At 56.7% G+C, this 4,768-nt stretch carries 5 protein-coding genes; all 5 read left to right on the forward strand.

Annotated elements, in window-relative coordinates; all coding sequences use genetic code 11:
- Window positions 1-178 precede the first annotated feature (178 nt).
- Window positions 179-601, forward strand: coding sequence for a PilZ domain-containing protein (locus tag QN347_RS18725; protein ID WP_322160953.1), 423 nt, complete (start codon window positions 179-181; stop codon window positions 599-601).
- A gap of 104 nt (window positions 602-705) precedes the next feature.
- Entirely contained in the window at window positions 706-2,487 is a 1,782-nt protein-coding gene (locus tag QN347_RS18730; protein WP_323494308.1) for a hypothetical protein, read from the forward strand.
- A 517-nt stretch (window positions 2,488-3,004) separates the two neighbouring features.
- On the forward strand, window positions 3,005-3,427 hold the full coding sequence (locus tag QN347_RS18735; protein WP_322164126.1) for a TadE family protein: 423 nt from the start codon (window positions 3,005-3,007) through the stop codon (window positions 3,425-3,427).
- A gap of 80 nt (window positions 3,428-3,507) precedes the next feature.
- The gene (locus QN347_RS18740) at window positions 3,508-3,783 is read left to right on the forward strand and encodes a helix-turn-helix domain-containing protein (RefSeq protein ID WP_322160957.1); all 276 of its coding nucleotides are present in this window, start codon (window positions 3,508-3,510) and stop codon (window positions 3,781-3,783) included.
- A gap of 113 nt (window positions 3,784-3,896) precedes the next feature.
- Window positions 3,897-4,768 (forward strand): IS21 family transposase (gene istA, locus QN347_RS18745; RefSeq protein ID WP_323494309.1); only part of this gene is annotated, 872 nt, incomplete at its 3' end.

Below are 4,768 nucleotides of genomic sequence, written 5' to 3' on the forward strand. Positions count from 1 at the left end.
GGATCATGTTGGAACATGAATCGCTTCCGGACCACAACGCAACCTCTTTTCCGGCTCCTCAATGAGTCAGGCTATAAATGGGCGTTAGTCCGCGCAATATTTATTTACGAATGACGTTGTATTTAAAATAAATATTGATCACGTGGAGGCCGCGGGGGCAGCAGGGGAGGCGGGGAAAATGAACGAAACTCACGATAGTCCGCTCGAAATCGGCTACGTTGAAGAGCGGAACGCGGTTCGCAAAAGCCTGCTTCTCGGCGCAGAAGTCGACTCTATATCCGGCGTTGAGACTGGGCGTATTCGAAACCTGTCGGCAACCGGCGCATTTATCGAGCTTGCTCGAACCTTTCCCATCAAAGAGCAGCTCGTGCTCAAATTTCGGGGATTCGATCAAATTAAGGCTGTTGTAGCACGAACCACGGAGAAGGGTGTCGGTGTACGTTTCGTGTCTCCGATCGATCCGGCGATTTGCCGTCGAACGATCACCTCCCCGCCCCAAGATCCGGCGAACGATTATGTGGTATGCCAGATGGAAGGAAACCGGCGAGCTCGTTGGGATAACGCCTCGACCGTCGAAGGTCCTGCGGCACCCAGATCGTGAAGATGGCAGGTCGCAAACGTAACGTCCCGTTTCAGAATCCTGATAAGCTTGAGGAGAATTTTCAAAAGGCTCAACGATCACAGCCTCGAAGTATTCTGAGACGCTTGGTCAGCGATCAGCGTGGGGCCGTTAGCATCATCGGGGCGTTCACCCTGATCGCAGTGATCGGCATTGCGGCGTTTTCGATCGAGCTTGGCCAAGGGTATCAAAAAAAGATCAATTATCAGGGCATCGCAGACGCAGCCGCTCTGGGGGCTGCTAACGCCTACATCACGAACCCGAGTGACATCTTACTCAACTCTACCGCCAACGCGATCGCGAATGCGAACGGTATATCATCAGCAAACGTTACCGTGACCCACCTGGCCAATTACAGCAGTACCGTGAGCGATGCGGTGAAGGTCGTCGTCACCGGGTCCGTCCCTCTTTTCTTCGCACGGATCCTTTCATCTGCGACCAGCTACACGGTATCGGTGATCTCAATAGCGTCGCTGTCTTCGTCGACAACACCAGCCTGTATCATTGCCCTATCGGCCAGTAGCTCTGGCGTATCGCTTTCGGGGGGAACGAGGGTTACTGCGCCAAAATGCGCGGTCGCTTCAAACACTACGATCAGCGTTGCAGGCGGATCAACGATTTCCGCCAAAGCAACCATGTCATCGGCCGACACGAGCGTTAATGGCGGCAGCAATATTACTGCCGATACGATTACCTATGGAACATTGGCAAGCGTTGCTTCCGGAAGTTCTATTACCGGAACGCAGTTGAAAAAATCTAATTCGACAGCTGATCCGCTGGCAGGGAATGCGGCTCTTGCCGCGGCCTGGACAAAGCTGGGTACTTATACCGCACCGACAACGCCCGCTGTCCCGGCGGGCGAGGATTTTCAGCTAGGTTATTATCCGACGACGATGACGTTTCAGGGCAAAACCGGAACATTGATAGGTAGTACGTGGTACTTTCCTGCTGGCACTTATAATATCCGTAGTCTCAATACCCAGAGCCTGACGCTAAGCATCCCAGGGACCTCGAATGTCACGGTCAGCAACAGCGTCACGATCGGAGGCGGCGGAAAGCTCTTGATCGGAGACGGCCCGGTTTCAATCGCGGCACCTGTGACCTTGGGTGGAGGTACCTCCATGACCCTTGGGGCTGGTCGCCATTATGTTGGGCAGATCTCGCTTGGCGGCGGATCCAGCGTGACCATGGGGGCAGGCGACTTAGACGTAAATGGCGCGATCCTGATCGATGGTGGCGGCAGCGCGATGATAGTAGGCGCAGGCAATGATGCGATCGGCAACAATGGCTCCGGTGTTGCGATCAATCTTTCCGGCGGCAGCAGCCTCAAATTCAGTGACGGAGCGTTCAGCGCCAATGGCGCGATTACGACGTCGGGCGGCAGCAGTATCTCATTCGGCGCGGCCGCCAATCATATAATAAATGGCGACCTTAACCTCAACGGCAGTTCGACCTTCGGGGCCGGCACCTATACGATCAATGGTGCTTTCACGAACAACACTGGCGGCACCATGTCGGGAAGCAACGTGACGTTCATCCTCGCAGGCTCGCTGAACGTAGCCGGCGGAACGTCGGTCAATCTGAGTGCGCCCACCGGCACATCTTCATATGGCATTACCGACGTCTTGTTCGCGACACGGACGACGACCGCGACAATTCTGGGCGGCGGAACTCAAGATTCTTTGTCAGGAGCGGTGTACGTTCCAAATTCTGATTTTCAAATGAGCGGTGGTGCAAGCGTCTCGGGTGCTTGTTTCATGTTGATTGCGAAAACGGTAACGCTTTCCAGTGGCCCCGCCGCGGGCACCATGTGCGCCAGCCTCACTTCATCTTCCGCCAACAGCAGCAATGTGACGCTCATCCAATGAAGATTCAAGCAAGGTCCTTTCATACATCGATGAGAGATACGCGCGGTGTGGCCACGGTCGAATTTGCCTTGTGGTCTCTACTGATATTCGCGACCCTGCTACCGAGCCTAGACTTCGCAGCCTATCTCATATTTCAAGGCAGATTGGCCTCTGCGGTGCAACAGGGGTCGATGCTTGCCTACAATATGCGAAATTCGGATACGATCAACACCAGCCAATTGATCAGCTATGTCTCCGCTTCCGGCGGAGCGCCAACAGCCACCATTACCACGACGGTCACGTGCAACGGTGGCTCACAATCCTGTGCGGTTCCCGTCACTAGTCGGCAGTGTACCTGTGTCAGCGGTCTTACACCGACTTATACAGCGGCTGCGGCTTGCGGCTTACCTTGCGCTAACGGGGCGACATCAGGGTATTATCTGACGATCACGGCCAGTTATCCCTACCACGCCATGACTGTCCCCGATCAATGGTTGGACGGCAGCATCATGAAGCGAGCCGAGACGGTGCGTTTGCAATGAAAAGATGCGTACGCGCCTCGTGTCTGCTGCGGGACAGCGCTGGAGCGAGCGCTGTCGAATTTGCGTTGGTCGCACCTGTCCTGCTGGCATTCATCTTTCTGCTGATCGAAGGCGGTCGGCTGGAATGGACACAGCAGGCATTGCAGGAGGTTGCCTCGAACACGGCACGATGTATGGCGCTTGGGACCGCTCCGTGCGCTGATACGCCATCAATTCAGGGGTATGCGGCAGCCAGGGGACTGGCTTGGGGGGTCACTTTCAAGGCGGCTACCACCACTGTCACCGCAAACGCGACGTGTAACAGCGTATCGGGTATGAATAAGATCGCTATCAGCCTCCCTTATGGCGGTGTGACCGGACTTTTGCCATTTGCGCCATCGGCGCTCACCGCATCCGCCTGCGCGCCATCTATTGGGTAAATATTTGGTTATATAGCCTGACTCATTGAGGAGCCGGAAAAGAGGTTGCGTTGTGGTCCGGAAGCGATTCATGTTCCAACATGATCCGCGGCGGTTTCCTGAGCAACGCAGAACGTCTTGAGCTACGGGCTCTGGCGCGCGATGGACTGAGTGAAGCTCGCGCGTCTCGGCGTGCCAATGCGATCATTCTATTGGACAAGGGTTGGAGCTGCCAGGAGGTGGCGGATGCCTTGTTGATCGACGATGATACGGTGCGGGCCTGGCACCGGCTGTATCGCGAGCATGGCCTGACCGGCTTGGTGGTATTCGACATTGGTGGCAGCTGTCGATGGCGGAGTAATCTTCCCCAGTTGTGACATTTGAATATTCCCCACTTCTTCTGATCGGCCCTTGTCCGGGGCGAGCCCCGGACAAGGGCCGATTTCAAAATTTATCAGGCATGCCGCACCCCCTGAGGGGCGCGGTCGCGATGAAGAAGTTCGGAGATTTGATCATGATTTTGGATTTGCACCGACAGGGACTGAAGGTCTCTGCGATCGCGCGCCAGGCGGGGGTCGACCGCAAGACTGTCCGCAAATATATCGCGAGGGGGCTGGAGCCGCCTTGCTATGGGCCGCGCCAGCCACGGAGTTCGCTGGTCGACGATTTCTCCGATTATCTGCGCACTCGATTGGCGACGTATCCGGGACTGACCGCGAGCCGGTTGATGCGGGAGATCAAGGATCGCGGATATACCGGTGGCTACAGCACGGTTCGAGACGTCGTGCGGTCGCTGCGTCCGCCTGGCGGCGGGAAGCCCTTCGCGGTTCGCTTCGAGACGCCGCCCGGCCAGCAAGCGCAGGTGGATTTTGCTCAGTTCCAGGTACGCTTTACCAGCGAGCCAGACCGGGTACAGATCGTCTGGCTGTTCTCGATGGTGCTCGGCTCTTCCCGGCACCTCTGGGGGCGCTTCGCCCTGCGGCAGACGATGGATATCGTCCTTGCCTGTCACCGATCCGCCTTTGAGGCGATCGGCGGCGTGCCGCGCGAAATCCTCTATGATCGCATGAAGACGGCGGTGATCGGCGAAGGCGAAGACGGGCGTATTGTTTACAATGCGACCCTGGCCGAGTTCGCGCACCATTACGGATTTTTGCCGAAAGCCTGTCGCGCATATCGTCCGGAGACCAAGGGCAAGGTAGAGCGACCATTCCGGTATATCCGTGAGGACTTCTTTCTTGGCGGTACTTTCCGCGACATGGCTGACCTCAACCAGCAATTTGCGCATTGGCTGGCAACTGTCGCCAACATCCGGCTCCACGCGACGACCGAGCGTGTCGTCAGTGAGGCATTTGCCGAGGA

The organism is Sphingomonas sp. 10B4, assembly GCF_035019905.1.
GTDB classification, from domain to species: Bacteria; Pseudomonadota; Alphaproteobacteria; order Sphingomonadales; family Sphingomonadaceae; genus Sphingomonas; species Sphingomonas glacialis.

What these genes read in the sequence shown, in the direction of transcription:
- QN347_RS18725 (WP_322160953.1), top strand. Translation starts at nt 179, where the DNA reads ATGAACGAAACTCACGATAGTCCGCTCGAAATCGGCTACGTTGAAGAG.
- QN347_RS18735 (WP_322164126.1), top strand. Translation starts at nt 3,005, where the DNA reads ATGAAAAGATGCGTACGCGCCTCGTGTCTGCTGCGGGACAGCGCTGGA.
- QN347_RS18740 (WP_322160957.1), top strand. Translation starts at nt 3,508, where the DNA reads ATGATCCGCGGCGGTTTCCTGAGCAACGCAGAACGTCTTGAGCTACGG.